The following is a 1,739-nucleotide window of genomic DNA, read 5'->3' as shown; positions in this document are numbered from 1 at the left end:
CGTGGGGGCCCGCACTGTGGCCCCCGGTCCGGCCCCCCTCGCCGCTGTATGCCGGCGTCGTCCTCCGCTAGCGCGTGGCGCCCTGCCCCGCCGAGCGCGCCGCCTCACGCTCGGTGCGGGCACCGGCCTGTGACAGCGACCCGCCGGCACTCTCCAGGTGCGCCCGGACGAACCACTGGAACTGCTCGAGCGCGCGGAGGTGCTCGATGAGAAGGTCCTCGGTCACCGGGTCGATCTTGCCGACCTCGGTCACGGCCGCGCGGTGCTCCTCCACGATCCCGGTGTAGACGAGATCGAGGGCGCCGAGGTGGGCGATGGCGTCGGCGCGGCCCACGCTGTAGTCGTCCCAGGTCCGTTCGGCGACGAGCGCGCCCGGTGTGCCGTGCGGAACCCCGCCGAGGGCGGAGATCCGTTCGGCGGTGTCGTCCGCCATGTCGCGTACGCGGTCCACCTGCGGGTCGAGCATCTCGTGCACGGCGATGAACTGGGGACCCACCACGTTCCAGTGGATGTGTTTCAGCGTGAGCGACAGATCGTTGAGAGCGTGCAGCCGCATGCTCAGTACGTCGATGATCCGACCGCCGTCCTGCGTGCTGACGCCGGGGACCGTGTAGTGGGGTGTCGTGGAAGTCGTCATGGTGCCTCCAAGTGCCCTGGTTCACCCGTGTCACACCTTTCGCCCCGGGCGCCGACCGGTTCCGTACGCGACGGGCGGGAGCGGCGGGATTGCGTCCATGAGACGGCGTTGGGCCAAATAGGTTGTCCGGTGCGGTTGTTGCGAATGAACCGTCCCGAACCCGGGCACACGGTCGGAAACTCGAGAGAGGAGCCCTCGCCGTGCTCGTGCCCGACCCGAAGGTTGTCCGGAGGCTGCTGACCCGTTACGCGGCCCTGAAGATCGCGTACGCCGAGAAGGAGACTCCGGAGACGGCACGCGGACTGGAGGACGTCACGTACACACTGTGTGTGATGACGGGAACCACCAGTGTGCGCGACGCCGTCGCCGCGGCCGACGTCCTGCTCGCGGCCGGAGAGAAGCGCCGGGACGCCCGGCAGGCCGGACTGCTGGCGGGCGGGACGCCCCCGGCGCTCTCGCCGAAGGCGGTGTCCGCGGCCGTCCCGCCGCTCACCCGGCCGCACACCGAGGTGCGGACGCTGAATGGCATGACCCTGGGTGTGTCCGGTCCGCTCCACTGAATGCCACGCGGTTCCTGTCCGTCGAACGGCTGAACTACCTAGTCGGTTCCCGCTCGTTCTCCTGCTGTGAGCATCGTCGAGGCGGAGATGAGGAATCGATGAGCCGACACAGCAAAGGCCGTAGGCACCGCAAGGTGAACATGACGCCCCGTCCGGTCGGACCGAGGAGGTCCCCGCGGGAGGTCCGGGAGCAGGTGGGCGCGGCCGTGGCCGACCCGCGGCCCGTGCGCGTCCAGCCTCCCATTCCCGGGCAGGACGCGAACGGGGATCGGGCCGAGGCCGTGTCCAGGACGGTGACCGAGAGCGGTCTGAGCCGTCACGCCGTACGCACGTGGGAGCGGTTGGCGGAAGCGGGCGCCGGCGGCGCCGAGGTCGCCGAACTCACCGAGGCCGTGGGCTTCCGGCGCTCCACCGTGCTGGGGCATCTCAAGGGTCTGGCCGGACTCGGACTGGCCGAGGACCATGAGAGGGTGTGGCGGGGGGCCGGGCCCGGGGGGGGGGGGGGCCCCGGGGGGGGGGGGGGGGGGGCGGCCGGGGGGCGT

The 1,739-nt window shown here is 71.5% G+C and carries 2 protein-coding genes; one reads left to right on the top strand and one right to left on the bottom strand.

The genetic code is table 11. The features are described 5' to 3' along the window. Window positions 1–67 precede the first annotated feature (67 nt). Window positions 68–637, bottom strand: a complete 570-nt coding sequence (locus tag ACFXGX_RS23705; protein ID WP_384794616.1) for a Dps family protein — start codon at window positions 635–637, stop codon at window positions 68–70. Between the two features lie 200 nt (window positions 638–837). Here ACFXGX_RS23705 and ACFXGX_RS23700 point away from each other — a divergent pair, with 200 nt between their 5' ends. Next, entirely contained in the window at window positions 838–1,197 is a 360-nt protein-coding gene (locus ACFXGX_RS23700) for a DUF5133 domain-containing protein (RefSeq protein WP_384794614.1), read from the top strand. Window positions 1,198–1,739: the final 542 nt, after the last annotated feature.

It is taken from the genome of Streptomyces sp. NPDC059371, assembly GCF_042751995.1.
Classification (GTDB): domain Bacteria; phylum Actinomycetota; class Actinomycetes; order Streptomycetales; family Streptomycetaceae; genus Streptomyces.
Note: the sequence above shows the minus strand (reverse complement) of the source record. Positions and strands in the feature narration are given on the sequence as shown.

Coding starts and splice junctions, on each gene's coding strand:
- ACFXGX_RS23705 (WP_384794616.1), bottom strand. CDS start 637: ATGACGACTTCCACGACACCCCACTACACGGTCCCCGGCGTCAGCACG.